At 48.9% G+C, this 24,191-nt stretch carries 14 protein-coding genes and 1 riboswitch; of the genes, 6 read left to right on the top strand and 8 right to left on the bottom strand.

Annotation, left to right across the window (positions count from 1 at the left end; all coding sequences use genetic code 11):
• Positions 1–244: 244 nt before the first annotated feature.
• The gene (locus DEF47_RS15455) at positions 245–1,510 is read left to right on the top strand and encodes a general stress protein (protein ID WP_012190108.1); all 1,266 of its coding nucleotides are present in this window, start codon (positions 245–247) and stop codon (positions 1,508–1,510) included.
• Positions 1,511–1,559: 49 nt separating this feature from the next.
• Here the strand turns inward: DEF47_RS15455 and DEF47_RS15450 are convergent, their stop codons facing one another.
• From DEF47_RS15450 to DEF47_RS15420, 7 genes are all read right to left on the bottom strand, one after another.
• Positions 1,560–2,888, bottom strand: coding sequence for an aspartate aminotransferase family protein (locus DEF47_RS15450; protein ID WP_012190109.1), 1,329 nt, complete (start codon positions 2,886–2,888; stop codon positions 1,560–1,562).
• Positions 2,889–2,974: 86 nt separating this feature from the next.
• A complete protein-coding gene (locus DEF47_RS15445; RefSeq protein WP_012190110.1) occupies positions 2,975–3,520 on the bottom strand; it encodes a zinc ribbon domain-containing protein in 546 nt (181 codons plus the stop codon).
• Between the two features lie 135 nt (positions 3,521–3,655).
• On the bottom strand, positions 3,656–4,417 hold the full coding sequence (locus tag DEF47_RS15440; protein ID WP_012190111.1) for a Nif3-like dinuclear metal center hexameric protein: 762 nt from the start codon (positions 4,415–4,417) through the stop codon (positions 3,656–3,658).
• 8 nt (positions 4,418–4,425) lie between these two features.
• Positions 4,426–5,313: a TerC family protein gene (locus tag DEF47_RS15435; protein ID WP_012190112.1), complete on the bottom strand. Its 888-nt coding sequence runs from the start codon at positions 5,311–5,313 to the stop codon at positions 4,426–4,428.
• Between the two features lie 191 nt (positions 5,314–5,504).
• The gene (gene metE, locus DEF47_RS15430) at positions 5,505–7,751 is read right to left on the bottom strand and encodes a 5-methyltetrahydropteroyltriglutamate--homocysteine S-methyltransferase (protein ID WP_012190113.1); all 2,247 of its coding nucleotides are present in this window, start codon (positions 7,749–7,751) and stop codon (positions 5,505–5,507) included.
• Between the two features lie 2 nt (positions 7,752–7,753).
• Positions 7,754–8,782, bottom strand: a complete 1,029-nt coding sequence (locus DEF47_RS15425; RefSeq protein ID WP_012190114.1) for a ribonucleotide-diphosphate reductase subunit beta — start codon at positions 8,780–8,782, stop codon at positions 7,754–7,756.
• Positions 8,783–8,795: 13 nt separating this feature from the next.
• Positions 8,796–11,216, bottom strand: a complete 2,421-nt coding sequence (locus DEF47_RS15420) for a ribonucleoside-diphosphate reductase subunit alpha (protein ID WP_012190115.1) — start codon at positions 11,214–11,216, stop codon at positions 8,796–8,798.
• Between the two features lie 153 nt (positions 11,217–11,369).
• Positions 11,370–11,457: riboswitch (adenosylcobalamin-variant (AdoCbl-variant) riboswitch) on the bottom strand.
• 931 nt (positions 11,458–12,388) lie between these two features.
• Here DEF47_RS15420 and DEF47_RS15415 point away from each other — a divergent pair.
• Genes DEF47_RS15415 through DEF47_RS15400 form a run of 4 tightly spaced genes read left to right on the top strand, consistent with a single transcriptional unit; the run spans position 12,389 to position 13,734 of the window.
• On the top strand, positions 12,389–12,697 hold the full coding sequence (locus DEF47_RS15415; protein WP_012190116.1) for a WXG100 family type VII secretion target: 309 nt from the start codon (positions 12,389–12,391) through the stop codon (positions 12,695–12,697).
• A gap of 36 nt (positions 12,698–12,733) precedes the next feature.
• The gene (locus DEF47_RS15410) at positions 12,734–13,021 is read left to right on the top strand and encodes a WXG100 family type VII secretion target (RefSeq protein ID WP_012190117.1); all 288 of its coding nucleotides are present in this window, start codon (positions 12,734–12,736) and stop codon (positions 13,019–13,021) included.
• 38 nt (positions 13,022–13,059) lie between these two features.
• Positions 13,060–13,389 (top strand): hypothetical protein, encoded by a 330-nt coding sequence (locus tag DEF47_RS15405; protein ID WP_012190118.1) that lies wholly within the window; start codon positions 13,060–13,062, stop codon positions 13,387–13,389.
• Between the two features lie 45 nt (positions 13,390–13,434).
• Entirely contained in the window at positions 13,435–13,734 is a 300-nt protein-coding gene (locus DEF47_RS15400) for a hypothetical protein (protein WP_012190119.1), read from the top strand.
• A gap of 223 nt (positions 13,735–13,957) precedes the next feature.
• Here DEF47_RS15400 and DEF47_RS15395 read toward each other — a convergent pair whose 3' ends face one another.
• A complete protein-coding gene (locus DEF47_RS15395; protein ID WP_012190120.1) occupies positions 13,958–15,061 on the bottom strand; it encodes a serine/threonine protein kinase in 1,104 nt (367 codons plus the stop codon).
• A gap of 408 nt (positions 15,062–15,469) precedes the next feature.
• On the opposite strand from DEF47_RS15395, the gene DEF47_RS15390 reads away from it, so the two are divergent.
• On the top strand, positions 15,470–24,178 hold the full coding sequence (locus DEF47_RS15390; protein ID WP_041304500.1) for an FtsK/SpoIIIE domain-containing protein: 8,709 nt from the start codon (positions 15,470–15,472) through the stop codon (positions 24,176–24,178).
• The last annotated feature ends 13 nt before the right edge of the window (positions 24,179–24,191 follow it).

The raw sequence follows: 24,191 nt of genomic DNA, 5'->3' as shown, positions 1-24,191 counted from the left end.
TCGGCTCCTTCATTGGAATTCAATGCCTGTTACACAGACAATTACGCCATTGTACCGCGAATTTGGCACTTGTTGAGATGCGGAATTTCAAGCCAAATTTGAGCTTGGGCAGCCGCTTTACAGGCTATTTTGGTAATGTTGTTCAATACCAGCAAAGCAGGTGGCACGCTTTTTGCTTTATAAGTAATCAGGAAATCGGAATAATGATTGTAAATATCAGTTAGGCAACAAAGGAGTTAATTGTATGACAACCACAGTTATAGGTGTATTCAATTCAGACGCACAAGCTCAAGCCGCTGTTCGCGATTTACAAGCACTTGGTATCACCAATGATGCTATTTCAGTTGTTGCTCGCGATACTAGCCGCGCCGTTGATGCCGATGGTAACTTGGTCACCGTCAGTGACGATCATATGACTGCTGGCGAAGGCTTAACTGTTGGAGCAGTTTGGGGCGGGTTGGTTGGCTTGGCCGCTTTGGCAATTCCTGGCATCGGGCCATTGATTGGTGCTGGCGCATTGGTATCGGCCTTGACCGGCGCAGTTGCAGGCGCAGCCACTGGCGGGATTGCCGGCGCATTGATCAACGCCGCTAGCGTTCCCGAAGATCAAGCGAATGTCTACGAAGATCGGGTCAAAGCTGGGAGCACCTTGGTCACGGTGCACGCCAACGATCACATGGCGGCCCAAGTAAGAACTACCTTGCGTCAAGCAGGAGCCGAACGCTTCCAGTGGGATAGCGATACCGATTACGACCAAAGCAATGAGCAAGCCTATGCCGATAGCAGCAAAGTTGGCACAGTTGGCGGTGGTGCTGCTGGCGCGGTAACTGGTGCAAGCATCGGTGCTGCTGGTGGCCCAGTTGGCGCGGTGATCGGCGGGGTAACTGGCGCTGTGGTTGGTGGAGCAATTGGCGCTGCTGGCGATACCACAGGCGAAAAAATGAATGATCGCACGCATGATAGCGATTATCCGCATAGCACCGCCTATGATACGACCAATGCCTACTCTAGCAATGCTACCTATGATCAAATGACTACCGTCGATACAACTCGCGAAGCGATTGCTAATCGCGATTACAGCACCACCAACGATACGCCTGTGAGCAATCGGATTGAAAACGCTGTGCGCGATGTGACCACCGATGATCAAGGCCATGATACCTTCCGTGCTGCCGACCAAGCCTACGATAACAGTAGCAAAGTTGGCACTGCTGGTGGTGGCGCTGCTGGTGCAGTAACTGGCGCAGCCATCGGTGCTGTTGGTGGCCCAGTCGGCGCAGTCGTTGGTGGCGTGGTTGGTGGAGTCACTGGCGCAGCAATTGGCGCAGTTGGTGATACCGTTGGAGAACAAGCTGATACCGAAACAGGTGCATTCAGCCATGATAATCAAGCACAATATCGAGGCACCGCCAACGCAGTCGGTGATAAGTTACGCGATGCTGGCAATAGCGTCGAACGCAAACTTGACCGTGATATCGACCGCGATGGCGATGTAGGTCGCCGGGGCTAAAGCCCAATTCCTCCAGGTGCTTGGGCAGCGGAGCAACCTTGCTCCGCTGCTATTTTTGCTGTTCAGCAACCGTGAGCAAGGCTTGTTGCAACACATTCAACCCATATTCAACTTGAGCTTGATCGAGGATAAACGGCGGTGTAAGGATCAGCACATTGCCATGCATCCCGCCGCCAAGCACCAAAACCCCTTGGGCTTGGCACAAACTCACCACCTGCATAACGGCTGCGGGATTGGGCGTAATGCCATCAGCTTGTACCAGCTCTAGCCCGATCATCAAGCCACGCCCGCGCACATCACCCACTAAGGCGCAGTTTTCGGCAATCGCCTCTAAACCACGGAGTAAGTTTTGGCTTAATTGATTGACCTGATCTAATGTATTATGTTCAGTTAATACCCGAATTGCGGCGGCGGCCCCAGCGCATGCCAAGGGATGACCCATAAATGTGCCAGTATGCAAGGGTTCGCCATTGACCTGCCAATAGGCCATATGCTCAGCACGGCCAACACAGGCGGCAATTTGCAAACCACCAGTCATGCCCTTGCCCATACAAATCAAATCTGGCTCGATTCCATCGTGATTCACGCCCCACCACTTGCCAGTGCGTCCCCAACCAGTAAAAATTTCATCAGCAATCAACAAAATATTGTATTGATCACACAGTTGGCGCAAGCCGCGCAACCAGCCATCAGGCGGCACAATTTCGCCTTCACGGCCTTGAACTGGCTCGACAATTAATGCCCCAATTGAGCTAGCACTGGTTTTGATCGCCTGCTCAGTAGTGGTTAATGCCCAATCCAAACAATCACCAGCCTCACGCCAACGAAATGGATAGGGATACGGTGCACGTTGAATATGGCTCGATAATTGCGGCAAGAATGGTTGGCGAAAATCAGCCCGATTGGTTGCCGCCAATGCCCCATAACTCAAACCATGATAACCACCAGTAAATGCAATGACTCCAGGTTTTTGGGTTGCAAGCATGGCAGTTTTAAGGGCAATTTCAATACTTTCAGCGCCACTACCTGCTAAAAACACCCGTCCATCAGCAATTGGCGCATGCTGTTTAATTAATTGAACCAACTCGATCCGCGCTTCATGGGCAAACACATCGCCCATTCCGTGAATCAAGCGCTGGCTTTGAGCTTGAATCGCCGCCAACACCGCTGGATGGCGATGGCCAATCCCGACCACCCCAAAGGCTGCCGCAAAATCAAGATAGCGATTGCCATCAACATCAGTCACCAGCGCACCCTCGGCCTCGGCCCATACAATGCCGCCAGGCAAGGTTAAACTCGGTGCTTCACTGGATGCCAATTGCGCTAAGAGCGCTTGGCTACGTGGCCCAGGCACAGCACTCACAATTTTGGGTAACATGCTCTATTCCATTCTTAACTATTTTCAGGATCAAAAAACCCATGGCTGCCAAAGCAACCATGGGTATTGTAGCAAGCTTCAAGTTTTTACAAACGAGCGCCGCATTCAGGGCAGAACACCGCTTGACCAGCCACTTTAAAGCCACAACTTGGACACAACCGCTCGATCGGAATCGCCCCGCTATCGACTGGTGGTGCAGCAGGAGCTTCACTTGGCGGTGCATAGCTGGTTGGTGGCACATAATTTTGGGCCTCAACTGGCGGTGCATACGGCGCTTGTTGGGGTGGGACTGATGGCGCATACGGCTGAGGATAGGCTGGTGGTGGCGGGGTTTGCACTGCCACAAATTGCTCGTTTTGGGCACGCTCTAATTCAGCTTGGGCTGAAGTCAAACGCGCTTGCAAATCGTTGATCAAATTGACCAAGCTCGTAACTTCGGGGGCAGTTAGCACACCTTGTTGGTGCAGTTCGTAAGCGCGTTGGCCCAACAAACCATAATTCGTGGCAATTTGCTGCTGCATATCGCCAATATCGCTGCGAACGCGACTGGTACGTTGTAATTTGTCGGCCTCGAACTTGGCGCGATCAACACCTTGCGAGAGTGTTCCTTTAAGATTGTCGAGAAATCCCATATATTCCTCCTACAATAGCCTGGAAACCATGGCTATAAGCCTATTCTAGCGGAAATACAGCTCAAATGCTACCTTCCGCAAGCCTTAGGCCATGGGTTGGTTTAACGTTGCCACATGATCACAAGTTGCAGCAGTTTAGACCCCAGTTGGCACATCAACAAAGAAGGTTTTTACCCGAAAAGTTTGCTCTAGATGTGCGCCCAATGCCTTAACACCCAACGTTTCAGTGTGATAATGGCCGGCACAAATCAAGGGCATATCGGCCTCGATCGAGGGAAAAACCGCTGCATAATTAACTTCGCCAGTCAGCAAGGCATCGCAGCCATCACGCAGCGCTTGCTCCAATTCGCTGGCCCCATCGCCCGAAACGACCCCAACCCGTTTAATTCCACGCGATGTTTGACCCCAAACTTTGATCTCGTTTTCGGGAATTGCCAAGGTGCTTTTGACATGGGCAACTAAGCCTTCAATACTTAATGGCGTGGTTAGTTGGCCGATAAAGCCCAACATTTGGCCACGATAATCGCCAAATGGCTGAACCATTTCCCAACCTAGAAGCTTGAGTAATTGGGCATTATTGCCAACTTCGCCATGAGCATCAAGCGGCAAATGCGAGGTATACAGCGAACAATCAGCTGCCATCAAGCGTTTGATTCGTCGCCCAAGCCAGCCAACTAAGGGCTGAGCATTGCCCCAAAACAAGCCATGATGGGTCAGCAACAAATCGGCATTGCCAGCAATTGCTGCTTCAATCGCCTGCAACGAAGCATCAACCGCCAGCGCGATGGTTTTAACCTCGTCACGCCCTTCAACTTGCAAGCCATTTAAGCTTGCATCGCGAAATTTGGCGGTTTGCAAATAGCTATCCAAATAGCGCACCAACTCTGTTAGTTGCATGATTGCTCCTATTCACCTTGCATGCGAGCAGCAACCCGTTGGCGAAATGGCGCAAACAACAAGCCAAACAACCAACGAATTGGCCATAAAAGCCAGCCAACCAGCGTATCAACGATCGAAGCCAACGGCAAACCTAAACGTAAGAATTTTTTGAGTGGCTTCAAGAATGGCAAACGTGAAAGTGCTACAGTTAACGCCAAAATTGTCATCGAAATTGCAAATTTCAGCCAATGCGGTGTTTCAAGATGCCAAACAATTTTGATCACCGATTCGGTGCCAATTGCTAGCAACAAAGCAAACGCGGCATGTTCAAGGTTTGGTTCCCATTCAATCAAGCTAGTGAAGATTTGGGCCGCGAACCGCATCACCAAAATTCCAATCGCTACGCCTAAGCCAATCACCCAAAAGCGCTTTTGTGGATCAGCATTGACTGCTACGACCACATTATCAAGGCTAAACGCCAAATCGATCATTTCAATAATCAAGACGGTTTGCCAAAAACCGGTCGTTCGTTGTTTGACTTCACTATGCTCATCAATTTGATCGCGGCGATGCATATGGGCAAAGTGATTGACACTCAACCAAACCAAATAGCCTGAGCCAATCGCCAAAACCCATGGATTTTCGGTAATAATGAAGGCCACCGCCAACATTAACCCACGTCCAACATAGGCTCCAATCAAGCCAACTTTTAATGCGGCTGCCTGTTGCATACCCAAAAAGCGCTCACCATGGCCTTGCATCCATTGCAGCCACTTGGGCCATGGAATCGGCTGATCTTGCGGCAAATGCGCCACCATCGCGCCTAAAACTGCGGCATTATCGATCGAAAGAATCCCTTCGAGAAACACTAAAAGAAACACAATTTGCAGAATATCAAAAATGTCTTGCCACACGTCGTCGGTATCCTTTCATGATAACTGATTGATTCACTAGCATTAATTATACGTCACCTGCACGAATTCGATATGAATAGAATGTTGATTATTGATTAACCAACATAGCCCTAAAACCAAAGATGCCAGCGAAGGCTAGCATCTTCGTTCGTACACGTTGATCAGGTCGGATTGATCAAAAATACGTTAATTTAGCTGATTTGGTTACGCACTTGTTTGGTTGCGGTAACCATCGCCTGTAATGCCGCCGCAACTTCAGCATAGGTGCGAGTTTTCAAGCCACAATCAGGGTTGATCCACAATTGCTCGGCAGGCAAATAGTTGAGCAATTGCCGCATTCGCGCAACCAATTGTTCAACTGTTGGAATATTTGGGCTGTGAATATCATACACGCCAGGCCCAATTTGTTGGGTGTAGCGGCCTTCTAAGCCAGCTAACAGCGAGCCAGCACTGCGGGCATCTTCAATGCTAATCACATCAGCATCAAGCGCGGCAATTGCGGCAATAATATCGTTGAAATCGCTATAGCACATATGGGTATGAATTTGGGTGCTCGGTTTGGCATCGCTGGTCGCAATTCGAAAAGCTCGCACCGCCCAATCAAGGTAGTTTTGCCAATCGTTGCGACGTAACGGTAAGCCCTCACGGAAGGCAGGCTCGTCAATTTGAATGATGTTAATGCCTGCTGCCTCTAAATCAGTTACTTCATCGCGCAAGGCTAAGCCAATTTGGGCAGCAACGGCGCTACGCGGCAAATCATCGCGCACAAAGCTCCATTGCAACATCGTCACTGGCCCAGTCAACATGCCCTTGACAGGTCGCTTGGTCAGCGATTGAGCATAGGCAGTTTCGGCAACACTCAAAGCCGCCGTGCGATAAACATCACCAGCAATCACTGGCGGGCGCACACAGCGACTACCATAACTTTGTACCCAACCTTCTTGAGTGGCTACGTAACCTGCCAAATGCTCGGCGAAAAATTGCACCATATCGTTGCGCTCTGGCTCGCCATGCACCAACACATCAATTCCCCACTGTTCTTGCAGCGCAATCACATGGGCAATTTCGGCATTGATTGTTTCGGCATAGCCAGTTGGGTTGCGCTTGGCTTCAGCGCGAGCTTTGCGCAAAGCCGCAGTTTGCGGGAACGAGCCAATTGTGGTGGTTGGCAACAGTGGCAAGTTCAATTTGGCTTGTTGCAATGGCACACGTTCAGCATAGGCCAAACGTGCTGGTGTTTCAGTACCCAAGGCAGCAGTGCGCTCACGTACCGCTGGCACAATTCGGCCAACGCCATCAAGCCATTGCTGACGCGAGGCCAGCGCTGCATCCCAAGTTGGTTGCACGCTTGCAATGCCATCGCGTAAGGCGTTAGCTAATAATTCTAGTTCGGCCAAACGTTCTTGGGCAAAGGCCAAACCACTGCTAACCGCAACAGGCAAATTACGTTCAGCAGTTACGGTTTCGGGCAGGTGTAACAATGAACATGAGCTGCTCAAGATCAAGCGTTCGGGTGCGACAAATTCGCTTAATCCAGTAATTTTGGTATACAAATCGGCTAAATCGCTCCGCCAAACGTTGCGCCCATTAACCACCCCAGCGACTAAAATTTTGTCCTGCGGAAAGCCATGATATTGAATCGCAGCCCAATTGGCGTGGCCTTGCACCAAATCCAAGCCTAAGCCATGGATTGGTAAGCGACACAGTTCGCGATACCACGGCGTAACATCACCATAATAGGTTTGCACCACGATCTTGCCGTGCTTGCTCAGCTCGCGATAGCAGGCGGCAAAGGCTTGCCATTCTTCTTCAGTCACATCGCCAACCAAAGCAGGCTCGTCACATTGAATAAATGCTACATTACAATCATTCAATTCGCGCACAATTTGGGCATACATTGCAGTTAATTGTTGTAGATGTTGGGCTAATTCGGCTCCCGCCAAGCGAGCCAAGCGCAAGAATGTCCAAGGCCCAAGCAACACCGGGCGAGCTTTTGCTCCAACCACATTCTGGGCAAAACGCACTTGTTCCAGCACCAAATTGGCTTGCAGTTCCCAACGCTCAGGAATTTCCGGCACTAAATAATGATAGTTTGTATCAAACCATTTGGTCATTTCCAAGGCTGGCAGGCCATCACGACCTCGCGCCAGTGCAAAATAGCCCTGTAAATTATGCGCATCGACCTTGCCAAAGCGTGCTGGCACAGCTCCCAACATCAGCGCCGTATCCAATACATGGTCGTACAAACTAAAATCGCCAACGGGCACAAGATCCAAGCGCTGGGCTTGGGTCGCCAACCGATCGTGGCATAATTCGTTGATCGCCGCCCGAAAACCAGTTTCATCGAGTTTGCCACTCCAAAAGCGTTCCAAAGCCTGCTTGTATGGCCGGCCAACGCCAACCCGTGGATAACCCACAACTGTTGTTTGAAAATTCATGCTTAATCCCATTCTAGACTGGCCGCTGATTGATATTCAGTGACCCGCGTCTCAAAGAAATTCTTCTCCTTGGTCAAATCGATCGTTTCACTCATCCATGGAAATGGATTTTGTGAGCCATATTGAATCGCTAAACCAATCCGTTGCAGACGGCGGTCGGCGATATATTGCACATAATCGCGGAACATTGCTGCATGCAAGCCCATTACTCCACGCGGCAAGCATTCAGCAGCATATTGAGCTTCTAATTCAACTGATTGGCGAATTAATTGCACAATCTCAGCTTGAAATTCGTTTGTCCAAATTGCTGGGTTTTCAGCTTTGATTCCATTAATCAAATCGACCCCAAAATTCAGGTGAATTGTTTCATCGCGTAAAATATATTGAATTTGCTCACCAATGCCCGTCAGTACATTGCGGCGATGTAATGAAAGCAGCATTGCAAAACCGCTATAGAAGAAAATCCCTTCCATAATCACATAATAGCCAATTAGATTTTTAACGAAGGTTTGCATCCCTGTGAGCGTTTCAGTGCTAAATTGTGGGTCGAGCACCGCCGCAGTTAATTGCATCTCAAACTGATCTTTTTGGCTAATAACTGGAATTTCATGATACATATTGAAGATTTCACGTTCATTCAGGCCCAAGCTTTCGACAATATGCAAAAATGCGTGGGTATGAATCGCTTCTTCAAAAGCTTGGCGTAATAAATATTGACGACATTCGGCGTTGGTAATATGTCGAAAAATCGCCAAAACAATATTGTTGCCAACTAAACTTTCTGCTGTCGCAAAAAAGCCTAAATTGCGCAATACCATCAAGCGTTCATCAGCTGATAGACTCGTTGAGCGCCAAATTGCAATATCACCAGTCATCGAAACTTCGTTGGGCATCCAGTGGTTCGCACAACCATTCAGATAATGCTCCCAAGCCCAGCCATAGCGCAACGGCATTAATTGGTTTACATCAACTTGATTACAATTGATCAGGCGTTTATCGCTGGCATTAAAGCGGCCAAATTGTTCAGTCATGCAACATTCCTCGCTACTCACAGGCTTCGCAACTAGGGTCATCGATTGGACAAACGTTATCGCTCAGCACGCTGGCCGATTCGCTGCGGTTGCGCATCCAGCGTGGTTGCACCCCAAAACGATTGATATCCAAGGTCGATTTTTCAATTTGGGTCGCGGCTAGCGTGCGCAGGTAATAGGTGGTTTTTAATCCCATACGCCACGCCGTCAGATAAATCTCATTCAAGCGTTTGCCGCTGGTTTCAGCCACATACAAATTGAGCGATTGACCCATATCGATCCATTTTTGGCGACGAGCAGCGCAGGCAATCAGCCATTCGGGGGCAATCTCGAAGGCAGTCAAAAATTGAGTTTTGAGTTCAGCAGGAATTCGTTCGATTTGGCTGATTGCGCCATCGTAATATTTCAATTCGGCCAGCAGATCAACATCCCACAAACCGCGAGCTTTGAGCGCATCGACCAAAGCCCGATTGACCGTGGTGAAATCACCCGAAAGATTGCTTTTGACGTACAAATGGCGATAGGTTGGCTCAATTGATTGACTTGTGCCAACGATATTGGCAATCGTAGCGGTCGGAGCAATTGCCAACAAATTGCTATTACGAATGCCATATTGAGCCAAAGCCTCGCGCAGCGGCTGCCAATCGTAATGGCTGCTGTGATCAAGTTCGGGCTTGCTGTCGCGCTGCTCGGCTAAAATTGCCAAACTATCGATCGGCAACATGCCGCGATCCCATTTTGAGCCACGAAAACTAGGGTATGCCCCGCGTTCCCGCGCCAACTCAATTGAGGCAGCAACCGCAAAATAGGCAATGGCTTCCATCGAACGATCGGAAAATTCGACCGCTGCTTGGCTGGCATAGCCAATCTTCAATGCATACAAAGCATCCTGAAAACCCATCAAACCCAAGCCAATTGGGCGATGGCGGGCATTGGCTTGAGCCGCTTGGGGACGCGGATAAAAATTAATATCGATCACGTTATCGAGCATGCGCACTGCGGTCGTAACCGTGGTACGCAATTTTTCAAGGTCAAGTGAACCATCACGAATATGCGCCGCCAAATTAATCGAGCCAAGATTACAAACTGCAATCTCATCTGCCGAGGTATTCAGCAGAATTTCGGTGCATAAATTACTGCTATGAATCACCCCAACATGATCTTGGGGCGAGCGCACATTGGCAGCATCCTTCCAAGTAATCCAAGGATGGCCGGTTTCAAACAGGCGCGTCAAGACTTTGCGCCAGAGTGCTACCGCCTCAACCTGACGTGCTGAACGCATCAAGCCTTGAGCCGCTAGCGCCTCATATTCGGCGTAGCGCACCGCAAAGTCTTGACCATACAAATCGTGCAAATCGGGGACTTCATCGGGCGAAAACAAGCTCCATGAGCCATTGCTCAACACCCGTTCCATCAACAAATCGGGAACCCACAAGGCCGTGTGCATATCGTGGGTACGGCGGCGTTCATCGCCAGTTGGCTTGCGCAAATCGAGAAAATCTTCAAGATCAGCGTGCCATGCTTCGAGATAGGCGCAAACCGCACCTTTACGTTTGCCGCCTTGATTAACCGCAATCGCCGTATCATTGACAATTTTGAGAAAGGGAATTACCCCTTGGCTCACACCATTTGTGCCATGAATTGGTGCGCCAAGGGCGCGAACCGGAGTCCAATCGTTACCCAAACCGCCCGCCCATTTTGAAAGCATAGCGTTATCGCTGATCGCCCCGAAGATTGCCTCAAGATCATCGCCGACCGTCGAGAGATAGCACGACGATAATTGGGGATGGGTAGTGGCAGCATTGAACAAGGTTGGGGTAGCCGAAGTAAAGTGGAATTGCGACAGCACCTCGTAAAAACGCAAGGTTTGGGCTTCACGATCAGCCTCATTCAAGGCCAAACCCATTGCAACACGCATCCAAAAGATTTGCGGCAACTCACGGCGCAAGCCCTGCCACTGAATAAAATAGCGGTCATACAGGGTTTGCAGGCCAGGATAAGCCAAAAGAGCATCGCGCTCGGGCACAATTGCCGCTGCTAAACGAGCCAAATCGAAGCTAGCCAGTTTGGGGTCGAGCAAGCCTTGGGCAATTCCAGCCTGAATATAATCAACAAAAGCACTCGCATAGCGTGGCACAACCGCTGGAGTCGCCAAATATTCGCCAAGCACCTCAAAGTGCAGTTGGCTGGCCAAGAGCGCGGCGGCCACAAAACTATAATCCGGCTCCTGCTCAATCCAGCTTCGAGCGGTTAAGCAACAGGCCTGCAATTGCTCGGCAACCGCCATATTGGGATAAAAGCCCAAACTCGCCGCCTGCCAGAGCGTATTCGCGTCAGTTGTTTGGGGATAAGCAGCACAAGCTTCAACGATTAATTGATAAAGCCATGGAGCCTGTTCAGGAGAGGCGCTAGCCCCGACCTCGATCTCATTCATAGAGCATCCTTAATTGAGCTAAATAAAAAAATGCCTGCTCCCTAGCGGAACAGGCATAAACCATTACCAAACCATGGGCAGCAGCCCATGGGCATTAATTGCAAGCGGCAATGATCACCCCCTTTGACGCGAAGGGACATCTTGATCAACTCGAACTGAGTGGGCATTCGGACTTAGCATTGAGCCATACCGTTGCGCGACAGTGCCGGAATCTCACCGGACTTTCCCCAATATTCCAGCCAAGCTACGACACTTGGCCTCAGATCAAAAAAATTTGTAGGCTGTACTGTAGCAGAAGCCTGATCAGCCGTCAATTGCCGAGCAGGCAGCGATCAAAGTAGCTGATTAGCCCATTACAAAGCGCTAAATGAGCGACGTGCTAGACCCAGTGACTGAGCAGCAAGCCCAAAAATTGGCAAAATTGGCGAGCAACGCTAAAAGTCCTAGCAATTAGGGTAGGCCATTAGCTAGCTAGCACAATAGCTAGGATCAAGCCAGCACAGCAAATGACAGAAATTCTTAAAACGCTAACCATTCTTGGCGGTCTGAGGTTCGATAGCTTTAACAATTGAGCACGATTTATCGGCCAGAGATAGTACAACACTCCTAGCCGAGAACGATATTGGTGGGAAAAACCCCAAAAAAAGCTCTTGACAAGAACAAATTGGTTTTGTACACTCTGAGTACGAATTAACCGCACTTGGCAATCGATGTTTATGTGAAGCAAATAGCATTACAACGTTGCAATAGCTAAATACATGGGGTGAGAGAATGTATTTGGTTAAAGCAGGCACACTCAGTAAGCGCAAAAATCACTAATCGAAAAACTCGTTTCTCGACGGATACGAATTTGATTGATTGGAACATTTTTGTAACAACTCTATCGCTTTGGTGGCAATAACAATCGATAAACCCCTATTTGGTCTTTTTATACAAAAGCGACAGGGTTGGGCTGATGGTGTTAGAAGTAGGCACTTGCGAAACTCGAACAACGCTTGACAACCACGGAACAATTCAACTATTAGCAATATCGGTCGCTCGGCATATCAACTCAGACTCAAAAGGAAAGGCTCGACCAACTACTTTCGTCAGATTGATGTAACCCGCAAGTACTGTGGATGTGTGGCCCAGTGCAGCCAACTTGGCTCCGAACACACAAGGAGGATTTCTCAATGGCAGCAGAAACCGTACAATTTGACCGCAATGTGTTGGATCAAGTTGCCAGCCGCTTTGGCAAACTTGCTCAATCATCACAACAATTGATGCAAATGCTCACTCAACTGAGCCAAACTCTTCGCACAGAGTGGCTTGGTGATGCAGCAACAAGTTACCATGCAGAATGGGAACAAGACATTAAACCAGCCTACACACGCTTGATCGAAGCCTTCAACACCTTCCAATCAACCACCAACGAAATCAAGAAGACCTTCGAGCAACATGAAGAAGAAGCTGCTGGTATCTTCAAAGCTTGGCAAATCTAAACTTTCGCTATTTTTTTATTCTAAGGAGGCTCTCTCATGGCAGAGAAAACAAAATTTGATCCACAGGTTATGCAACAAGCTGCAGCAACCTTCGGCAAAGCGCATGAAGGCTTGCAAGATGTCAACCAAGAAGTATTGTCGATTGCCAACACCCTCCAAGAATCACTCAAAGGTGATGCTGGCAATGAATTCGTCGAAACCCTGCAAATCATGGCTCAATCAGTCGCCAAATTTGCTGCTAAGATGACCGAGATTCAAAACGATATCAAGGTTTCAATGCAACAAATGGCCGATACCGACAACAAAAATTCCCAAATGTTCTAAATTTAAAAAGTCATTTCAGAATATCAAGGAGTTAATTAATGAAAAGTTTCCTAATGCGCTTAGCTCGCAAGGTTTTGGATAGCGTTCTGCAACAATTGATGCAACAATTCAATGTCATTCAAGAACAAGCCTTGGCTCCAATCAAGCAAATTCTTGGCATGGTTGACGGAGTATGGCGTGGTAATGGGGCAACTCAATTCAAAGACGAGTTGCTGAATTTGATGACCCCCGAAGTTACTCGCATCGGGACTGGCATCACCAACTACCACAAAAACTTGACCAAAGCCCGTGATTTGATCGACCGTGCTGATAGCACCGCTCGCAACTTGGTCAACTCAAAATTGCGCAGCATTGCTAAATTCTACTAATTTTGACATTGAATTCTTAAGTATAGATTTTAAGGAGGCCATTTCATGGCAGAAGTAGAAGTATATCTAGAACAAGGCCCAGTTGAAAAAATTGCCAAGACTCTCAATACAATTGGGCAAGTCTTGAAAACTGTGGCTAAGGTGTTGGAAGTGCTTTCAACCACGCTTAAAGCTACCGCATTCATCGGTTTGGTCGGCGGTTATGCCGTTGCTCAATACATCGATCAATTCCGCCCAACAATCGAAAAAATGTCGGAAAAATTGCTCGAAACTGCAGGTGAAGTCAACAAAGCAGTTCAAGCATACATCAACCAAGATTCAACCCTCTCAGGTCGCTTCGGCTAGTTTTATATCCAAGTCATTTTACCCTGTATTTCAAACCGATCATGCACCTGCATGGTCGGTTTGAATTTAAATTCCCTCACCCCCTAACACCTCTCCCACTGCGGTGAGCAGGGGGATTTTCACTAGTAGGGTTGATCAGATTATAAGTATGCGCCTGAAATAAAATACCCCTCTCCCACAGAGCGGGAAAGGGGTTAGGGATGCAATGCAGCTTAATCAATGATCAAATAATATTGAGTTGGTTGAGTGTTACGAAGAAGGTAATCAAAAAGGCCACGGTCAAGAGGCTAATCACAATGATCAAGATCGTGTTGAGGCTGGGCCAGCGGCTCTTTTTAGCAGTTGGTACTTCGCCGAATAGCTTGAGCAATTCTTGCACAACTTGAGCGGCATTCTGTGGACGATTAGCCACTTGAGTATCAACCATGCGCACCGCCAACTCAGCAATCGCTCGCACGTCAGCAGTCCGGTTCATATTAATCCGATGGTTTTTCAAAACCGCTTGATAGACCTCTTCATCGCTTTTGAGCTTAAAGGGGTAAGCTGGAACCCCAACCAACATTTCATACAAAATCAAGCCTAGGCCATAGACATCGGTGGCATAGCTCGGTTTTTGCAAATGTGGTTGCATAATTTCGGGTGAGGTATAAGCGGGCGGAACCATAAACGAATACCAATCATTATTGATATTTTGCGGCGTGCTGGCTATCCCCAAATCAAGCAAATAAACCGTTGGGACTGAAGGATTATCTTCAAAATGCACCAATAACGAATCGGGGGTAATGCCAAAGTGCAACACACCTTTGCTTTGGAGCAAGGCCACTGATGAGGCTAACCGCATGACCAACCAACCAATGTGGTTGACCCACATTTGCGGGTTTTTGGTCAGCGCATCACGCAACGATTCGCCAGCGAAAAAATCTGACAAATAATAGTAAAAGAGGTGTTCGCCGAGCATGGCCCGACCATAGGCTTCGGTTTGAGCGCTAACGGTTGCATTGGCGTAAGGTGGCCGCCAGTTTGGCAAAAAAGTGTTGCGTTCGTTGGAAACCCGCACTGTTTTAAGAAATTCAGCTTCTCGTTTCAAGCGTTCGGTATTTTCGCTACCAACGTGGGCAACTTTCAGAAAAACCCGCTCTTTTTGATGGCTTGCTTCATATAAAACCGATGAGCGTAATACCACAACTGGCCGCACGATTTCAATATCGCCCAGCCATTTTCCATATCCGAGAATTGTTGGCGATTTTTCAGCTTGACAATAAACTTCTTGACAATACAAATTATTATCAAACGATGTTCGTTCACATAACAGACATACCTGTTTCATGGGCGCTTACTCCGTTCCATGGGTAGTCATGGGAAACCAGATTACGGCTCTATCGTACCGCAACGTGGATTGCTAGGCGAGGATTGTTGGCACTACTCTACTCATTTATTCAAAAGCTGTCAACCACTAGCCGAAATATAGGATTGTATGGTATAGTTGGCACGTTACACCAGCTAAACGCTATTTCTCTCTCCTCGTGCCATTTTGTAGAGTGTGTTCAAGATTAGATCCGATCAGTGATTGATCGATGGGCGGAATTTTGGAGATGCACCGATGAAAAACTCTATCCAGATGATAGATCGTCCTCCACGGATTCAACCAGAGCTACCTTTTAATAAGTTTGAAATCCCATCACCCCCAGAAAATCCTGAGGATGCGATTTCTAAGTTAATCCAATTGGCTCTGCCGATGACGATGATTGTTGGCTATGTCTTTGTAACCATGTTCGGAGGGCGGGGCGGCGGCGGCGCTTTGATTCTGATTCCGATGGCCTTATCGGTGTTGGCCTCCACAGGGTTCTCGATCTATTCGTTTATTCGCGAAAAAAACCAACGCTTAGAGCGTGAACGGCAATATCATGAACAAATCGTCGAGCTTAATAAGGATATGCACGGCTACCACGATTTGCAACGCCGTTTCTATCGCTATAACTATCCCGATACCCCGAGTACCATCAGGGTGATTACTGATGCCAAGCACGATTTAGAAAAACCTGAACGTACTCTTCGTTCAAATGCCCGCATTTGGGAACGACGGGTTTCTGACGATGACTTTGGTTCAGTGCGGCTTGGCATGGGAACACTACCCTCAACCGTGGTCTATGAGGTGCGGGGTGGTGGTAATTTTAGCAGCCCACTCGCCCGCGAAGCAATGAAGCTCGATGCTGATTCGCGCTATGTCTCAGATATTCCAATTATCATCACGTTGCGGCACAAATCTGAGGACGAAGGTGATTCAAAGGAAAAGTCTACCCCAATTACGCCAACAACCCATGCCTTGGGGATTGCTGGCGCACGCGATGCTGTCTATGAGTCGATTCGCTCAATCTTGGCCCATTATGTGGTGTTTCACTCGCCCTCAGATACTCGGTTGTATGTCTTGGCTTCAAAGTACAATGAGTGGGATTGGGTCGAAACCTTGCCTCATTGCCAGCCAGGCGAATACGAACAACTCTGTTTTGTTAGCGAAATTAAACAAGTTGCTGATGATGCCGATGAAGAAGGCGATGAATTAGATCAATACATGGAAGGCATTCGTAAAATTCTATCGCAACGTAAGATGCGCATGGAAGATAACGAAGAAAATAGTAATAATTCGGGCCGTGGCAACCCAGGCTTACCATTTATGTTGCTGGTGGTTGACCTACTCGATATGTATGAAAAAGCTGGCGAACGCCTGCGTAATATTGAATCGGATGCAGCACTTTCAATCTTGATCGAAGAAGGCCCACAGCTTGGCGCTGCGGTGATCTTCCTCGTGCCAGAGCGCAGTAAAGTGCCTGGTGGTTGTAAGTCGGTGATCGAAATTGAGCGCACCACGCCAGCAACCAACAGTAAACAAGCCCAACATCAACAATTATTCTTCCGCTACGCTGAGCAAGGGGTCAATACCTTCCGCTATATCGGGGCTGCCGACAATATCGTCAATCGCGAAGAATCACGCAAATTAGCCGAAGAATTATCAACCCTCAACTTGCGCCAAAGCGCTGGAGCTAACCTCGCCGATGCAGTAGCCTTCTTCGACTTGATGGGCTATAGCTCGCTCGATGAACTCAAAGTTGATGCCCTCAAGAATTGGCAACGCAGCATCCAACCCAAATATGCCAACTGGCTTCGCGCTAAAGTTGGCCGTATGTCGGGGAATAAAGCCCGTACTTTGGTCTTTTCGGCCAAAAAAGATGGTGTCCACGGGATGGTCGCTGGGAGTACCGGTTCGGGTAAATCGGAGTTGCTGATCTCGCTGATTGCCGTGATGGCCGTTACTTACGATCCGTCAGTGGTTAACTTTGTCTTGGTTGACTATAAGGGTGGTGGTGCATTCAAGGAATTTGAACGACTGCCCCACTGTGTCGATATCATCACCAACTTGGCTGGCGATGGCGTAACGCGGATGTTTACGGCAATTAAGTCGGAAATGCAACGCCGCCAAGTGCTCAACAACGAAACTGATACCAAAAATATCGTTGAATATCGCAAAAAGAATTTCCATACGACCCACTATCCCTACCCCTATCTGTTTATCATCATCGACGAATTCGCCGAAATGATCGCCGATCGGGCTGAATATCGCGGTGAGTTGGAAAGTATCACGCGGATTGGGCGTTCACTTGGGGTTTCGTTGATTCTGGCAGCCCAACGGCCAAGCGGGATTACCGACCAAATGCGCTCGAACATCAAATTCCGGATTAGCTTGCGGGTGGAAACTCAGGGCGAAAGCCGCGAAATGTTGCGCCGCTCGGATGCCGCCTTCTTACCAACTGGGATTCCAGGTCGTGGCTACTTGCAGGTCGGTAACGAAGAAATTGAATTGATTCAAGTCGCCTACACTGGTGATCCGTATGTTGATCCCAATTCAGTTTCCCAAGAAAAGGTTATTTGGCCGGATCGCCGCCGTGCTGAAGGGGTTGACCCAGGGATTGATACCCAAGATCAAAGCCCACCAGAACTTTACAAAGTGATCGTGACGACGCTCGATGCCTTGTCACGTGATAACAATATTCCAATTCAACGGGCACCATGGCCAAACTTCTTACCACGTGAATTGGCCTTGACCCAACACTTGATCTCCGATGATCCCAATGTGAATGCGGTTACCTTCGAGGAATATCTCTTAGGGATCGACGATATTATGGTTGGCTTGCCGCGTGAGCACGACCTCACCCTCAACCCAGCCTTGAATAAATGGATCAATGGTAGCTCAGGCTGGGTCGAAGATCTCAACTGGCGGGAATATGCGATGCGCCCAGTCGTTGGCTTGATCGATAATCCCTATGCCGCCAAACAAATACCATTGACGGTTGACTTCCCACGTGGTCATGCGGTGGTCTTTGGTGGTTCGGGTTGGGGTAAAACCACCTTCCTGCGCTCGATGTTGATGAGTTTGGCCGCGACCCACTCGCCCAATCAGATGCATATGTACATTCTCGATTTGGGTGGACGGAACTTTAGCGTTTTGGATAAATTGCCTCACTCGGGTGCGGTGATTATTCCGGATGGTGAAGGCTATGAAGAGCGGGTTGAACAATTGCTGCGCGAAATCAACGATATTGTTGATGCGCGAAAGCTCTTGCTCAACGATGCAGGGATCGCCGATATTTACCAATACAATGCGGTTAATCCTAAAAATACCCAACCAGCAATTTTGGTTGCAATCGACAACTTTGCCGAATTTACTGAAACCTTTGGCGAAGGTCCAGATGCCAATGTGGAAAGCGTATTGGATAAACTTGTTTCGATTGCTCGCCAAGCTAAACCCTACGCCATTCACTTTATCATCACAATTGGCAGCATGGCCGAGCTATCGACCCAAGTCTTTAGCTTGTTTACCGAGCGCTATACCTTGAAGCTCAGCGATAACACCGAATATCGGGCGATCGTTGGCGGTCGGGTTGATGATATTAATGATATTCCTGGCCGTGGCTATACCAAAGTTGGGCCACAGCCGCTGAGCTTCCAAGTAGCAGTATCGGCAGGCATCAGTAGCGATGGCTCACTCGATTCAACCATCGAAATGAAGGAAATCGATCAACTAGCCCAATTTATGAGCGATTATGCTCGTACTAGTGGCAAGCACTATGCGAAGCCACGTCGCGTCGATGCCATGCCCAAGGCGATTCTCTTCAAATCGATGCTGCCTGAAATGTATGCCACCATGCTGCAACGTGAGATTCGCTTTGAGCCAGATTTACGGCCCCAGCTCAATGCCTTGATGAGCGAAGCATGGGAAGATAGCATCAAGCCTGAAAACGCCGATTGGCTCAAAGTAACGGTTGGGGTAATGTCCGGCAATCGCCCACGCACGCTGCAACTCGAAGCCAAAAAAGATGGTGTCCACGGGATGATCGCTGGGGGTACTGGGGCTGGTAAATCGGAATTGCTGATGACCTTGATCATCGGTTTGGCCGTGCGTTACGACCCCAGTATTCTCAACTTTATTCTGGTTGACTACAAAGGTGGTGGTGCGTTTGATCCCTTCAAGGATATGCCACACACCGTCGATTTGGTAACCAACTTGAATAAATCGCGGGTACGGCGGATGTTTACCGCGATCAATGCAGAAATGGGTCGTCGCCAAGCATTAAATGCCCGTACCGGTACCAAAGATATTGTTGAATATCGGGCTAAGGGCTTCCACCTTGACCCACAATGGGGGCCATTCCCGCATCTATTCATCATCATCGACGAATACGCCGAAATGATCAGCGATACGCCAGAATTCCGCGATGAATTGGAAAGTATCACGCGGGTTGGTCGTTCGATCGGGGTTAACCTCTTGCTGGCTTCACAACGGCCAATTGGGGTTACCGACCAGATGCGGGCCAATATCAAGTATCGGATTTGTCTGCGGGTTGAAGATATTGACACCAGCCGCGAAATGTTGCGCCGCTCAGATGCAGCCTTCTTGCCTAGCGGGATGCCTGGCCGTGGCTATCTCCAAGTTGGTAACGAAAATCTCGACCTGATTCAAGTATCGTACACTGGTGAATCCTACGATTATGCGGTGGCGGCTGATGGAACTAAGGCTAAGTTCTATGAATTGATTGTGAGCATGGCGCAGGAATTGCTCCATCCACGCCCACGGCCACAAACGCCATGGCCAGCCCCATTACCCGATGCGATTACCTTTGAACAATTGCTCAACCCACGTTATGTCGATAAAACCTATCTGCCGTTGATGACGCTTGGCCGCTCGCAGCGGATTTCCTTGAATGCCTTCGTTGGCGATTGGTTTGAGAATAAAGGTCAATGGTTTGGAGTCGATTGGAATCACGTGGCCATGCGAGCGATCGTTGGGGTACTCGATGATCCAGGCAATGCCCGCCAAATGCCGCTAATTCTCGATTTCAATAAAGGCCATGCGGTGGTCTTTGGGGCTTCTGGTTGGGGTAAAACCACCATGATTCGTTCGATGGTGTTGAGCTTGGCAGCAACTCACTCGCCAAATGAATTCAATGCTCATGTGCTTGATCTTGGTGGGCGCAACCTTGAAGTGCTCCGCGCAATTCCCCACGTCGGGACGGTGATTCTGCCCGATGAACAAGGCTATGAAGAGCGGATTCAACAGCTTTGGCGTGAATTGAATAATGTGGTTGATGAACGCAAGAAGCTGTTCAGCGATGCTGGCGTTTCAACCCTTGCTGAATACAATAGCCAAAACGCTGCCAAACCCAAGCCAGCGATTTTGGTCGCGATCGATAACTTCGGCGAATATATCGAAACCTTTGGCGATGATAAGAATAACGATGCCAATAACTTGCTTGAGGCCTTTGTGGCTTTGGCACGCCAAGGGAAAGCCTATGGCCTACACATTCTGATCACTGCTAGTCGCTTGAACATTCTGTCAAGTAAACTATATAGCCTCTTTACTGAACGTTTGACCTTCCGCATCTCTGATGCAGGCGATTATTCATCAATTGTAGGGACGCGGCTGTTGGAAGTCGAAGAAATTCCAGGCCGTGGTGCAGCCAAGGTTGGACGTGATGCACTGAGCTATCATATTGCGCTACCACCAGGCACGATTGGCAAAGCTGATGTGCTTGGGGCTGATGGTCAACCACAAGTCACCGAAAAACTGCAAATTCGCGGTGAGGCTGGCCAAATTCGGGTTATTGGCAAGCATATGAATGCCTATATTGCTAATAATCCTGGCAAATACCAACCACCATTAGGGATTGCTGCCTTACCTAAGAGTTCATCGTATCGCCAAGTATTGCAAGAAATGCACAATATTGGCCGTGGTGATCGCCCATTCGTCGAAGAACTCAAGGAAGCCACCGCCAAAACATGGGATTATAACGGTGGAACGGGCAAGCAAGCTGGTTGGTTGGCGGCCTGTTTGGGGATTGTCTCGGGCAATCGGCCACGCACGCTGCAACTTGAAGCCAAACGCGACGGTGTTCACGGGATGGTGGCTGGGGGTACTGGGGCTGGTAAGTCGGAATTGCTGATGACCTTGATTGTTGGTCTGGCACTGAATTACTCGCCAAGTATTCTCAACTTCGTCTTGGTGGACTTCAAAGGCGGCGGTGCATTCAAGCCCTTTGAAAACATGCCACACTGTGTGGACATCGTGACCAACTTGAACAAATCGGCAGTTGATCGCATGTTTACCTCGATTGATGCTGAAATTCGTCGCCGTCAAGCGCTCAACGCCATGACCGGCACCAAAGATATTGTCGAATATCGCGAACGTGGGTTCCATCTCAAGCCAGAGTTTGGTGCATATCCCCACTTGTTCATCATCATCGACGAATATGCCGAAATGTTCGATTCAAACCCTGAATATTTGCCATCATTGGAAAGTATCACGCGGGTTGGTCGTGCCCAAGGGGTTAACCTCTTGCTGGCCTCGCAACAACCCAAAGGCGTTACCGACCAAATGCGGGCCAATATCAAGTTGCGGCTCTGTTTACGGGTCGAGCAACCTGACACCAGTCGCGAGCTCTTGCGCAAACCTGATGCCGCTTTCCTACCAAACGGTATGCCTGGTCGCGGCTATTTGCAAATTGGCAACGAAAACCTTGAGTTGATTCAGGTTTCGTATACTGGTGAAAGCCAAATCGACGATCGTGAAGTTGGGGTGCTTTGGCCTGAGCGTGAGCCAGAACCAGTTTCGACCAGCGAAGATACACCCAAGCTGTTCGATACCGTGGTGCAAATTTCGCGCGAGTTGGTCAATTATCAACCAACGCCTAAGCCATGGCCCAATTTCTTGCCTGAACGAGTAAGTTTGCAATCGCCAATTGTCAATGCTAAAGACAATACGATCATCGTCTTCCAGCCAGCGGTTACTGACTGGATCAACGGCGATACCGAACGGCTCTGGCCTGGGGTCAATTGGGAAACTGAAGCCATGCGCACAGCCGCATTGCTGGTCGATGACCCAAATGAAGCAACTCAATTGCCATTCGTCTTTGATTTCAGCACCAACCACTTGGCGATCTATGGCGACTCTGGTTGGGGCAAGACTTCGTTGTTGCGTTCGATCATTACAAGCTTAGCGGCAACCCACAGCCCCGATGAACTCCACGCCTATGTGGTCGATTTGGGTGGGCGCAACTACCGTAGCTTGCGCAACTTGCCCCACATTGGAGCCTTGATCTACGCCGATGACGAGACCTTTGAAGAACAAATGCTGCGCTTGTTCAGCAAAATGGAACGTTTGACCCGCGAACGCCAACAAATCTTTAGCGATGCTGGGGTCAATACGATCTATGAGTATAACCAGCAGTTCCCTGACCAAGCCTTACCAGCAATCGTGGTAGCAATTGATAATATTGCAATCATCCACGAAAATTATGATGCGGTTGAAGAATCGATCCTAATTCCGTTGGTACGACGCTCGCTGAGTGTTGGGATTGCCTTTATCGTGACTGCCAACTTCCCAAATAATATGTCAAGCAGATTCGGTAGCTTGTTTGGTGAACGGATCACCTTTAAACAAGGCCAGCAAGATCGTTATATGGATATCGTTGGTCGCGGCGCAATTGAGTTTGGCGATATTCCAGGCCGTGGTTATATTCGGGTTGGCAAGCGTCCATTGCTCTTCCAATCGACCTTGCCAGTTGGCTTAATTGGTCCCGATGGCCGCGATCATCGCAACGAAGCCGAAGAACTGGATCTGATGGGCCTGATGATGCAAGCTAAAGTCCAACAACTTGGTGGCATGAAAACCACACCTGATCCAATTCAAATTCTGCCGCAAATTGTGCCATTGCGTGAGATGCTGGATGCCGCCAATGAAGTTGCTGAAGGTAAAGTCATTTGGAGCGTTGTTGGCCAAAGCAATAATCTCCAACCCGCCATGTACGATCTCAAGAAGATTGGGCCACACGCAGCGATTGCAGGGCCACCAATCTCAGGGAAAACGACCTTACTCTATAACTGGGTACTTTCGTTAGCCGATCGCTACACACCTGAACAAGTCGCAATGGTCTTGATTGATACCCGTGGACGCTTCTTCAAATATGGTGGCAAGCGCAGCTTTGCTGATTTGCCGCATGTTTTGCAAACCGTCAGCGAAATCGATCAAATGCCGAGTTTGCTCGAAAATCTGCAAATCGAATGTCAAGCATTTGCCCAACAAGCAATTAGCCGACCAGTCTACATCTTCATCGATAACTTTGAAGATTTCAGCGACGAAGCCGAAAGCAAACGTTCAGTCATGAACGACATTGCCGTGCTTACCCGACGCTACGGTGGCGAAGGCGTGTTTGTGATCATCGCAGGGACACTGGATGGCTCAGTCAACGATTTACGCCGACGAGTTATGAGCGCTAACTTTGGGATTGGGCTGCGCACTGCGCAAGCAGTTGAATCGCTGCGGGTTATGCGCACCCCAAGCGAAGTTCGTGGCAAAGAATTACCAATGGGGCGTGGCTTTATGGTCAAGGCTGGTCAAACCACCCTGATTCAAGTTGCTAGCCCATACACTAATGGAAGCCAAGTAGTCGCCGAAGATGCCAGCGATGAAGCCGAACGGGTAATCAATGCGCTCGATGGCTGGGTCGAAACGATTGCTGAACGCCACCCTGAACGGGCAGCTTGGTCAAGCGGGGCGATCACGATTGGCGATAAACCAGTTAACATCGAACAAGATCCACGCGTTGTCCAAATGTCGGCGCTGATTCGTCAAGGTATCCAACGCTTAATGCCACGGCTCAAAGAATCCAATGGCGAAGGCAGCATTACCGAAAGCATTATGCAAAACTACATTACGATGGATTTTGTCAGCTGGAATAGCTCGGAACGGCTGCGATCAATGCTCCATCAAATGTTAATTGATCAGCATATGCACGATGGGCTTGATCTTGAGACTGCCACGATGATGGCCGATATGACCAACAGCGACGATGAATCGTTGATTCTGGCCTTTGAATCAACCCTAGTAGAAAGCTAGCAGTATTTGGGTG

Source organism: Herpetosiphon sp. (genome assembly GCF_003512625.1).
GTDB lineage: Bacteria > Chloroflexota > Chloroflexia > Chloroflexales > Herpetosiphonaceae > Herpetosiphon > Herpetosiphon aurantiacus.
The sequence above is the reverse complement of the archived record's forward strand: the minus strand, read 5'-3'. Positions and strand labels throughout refer to the sequence as shown.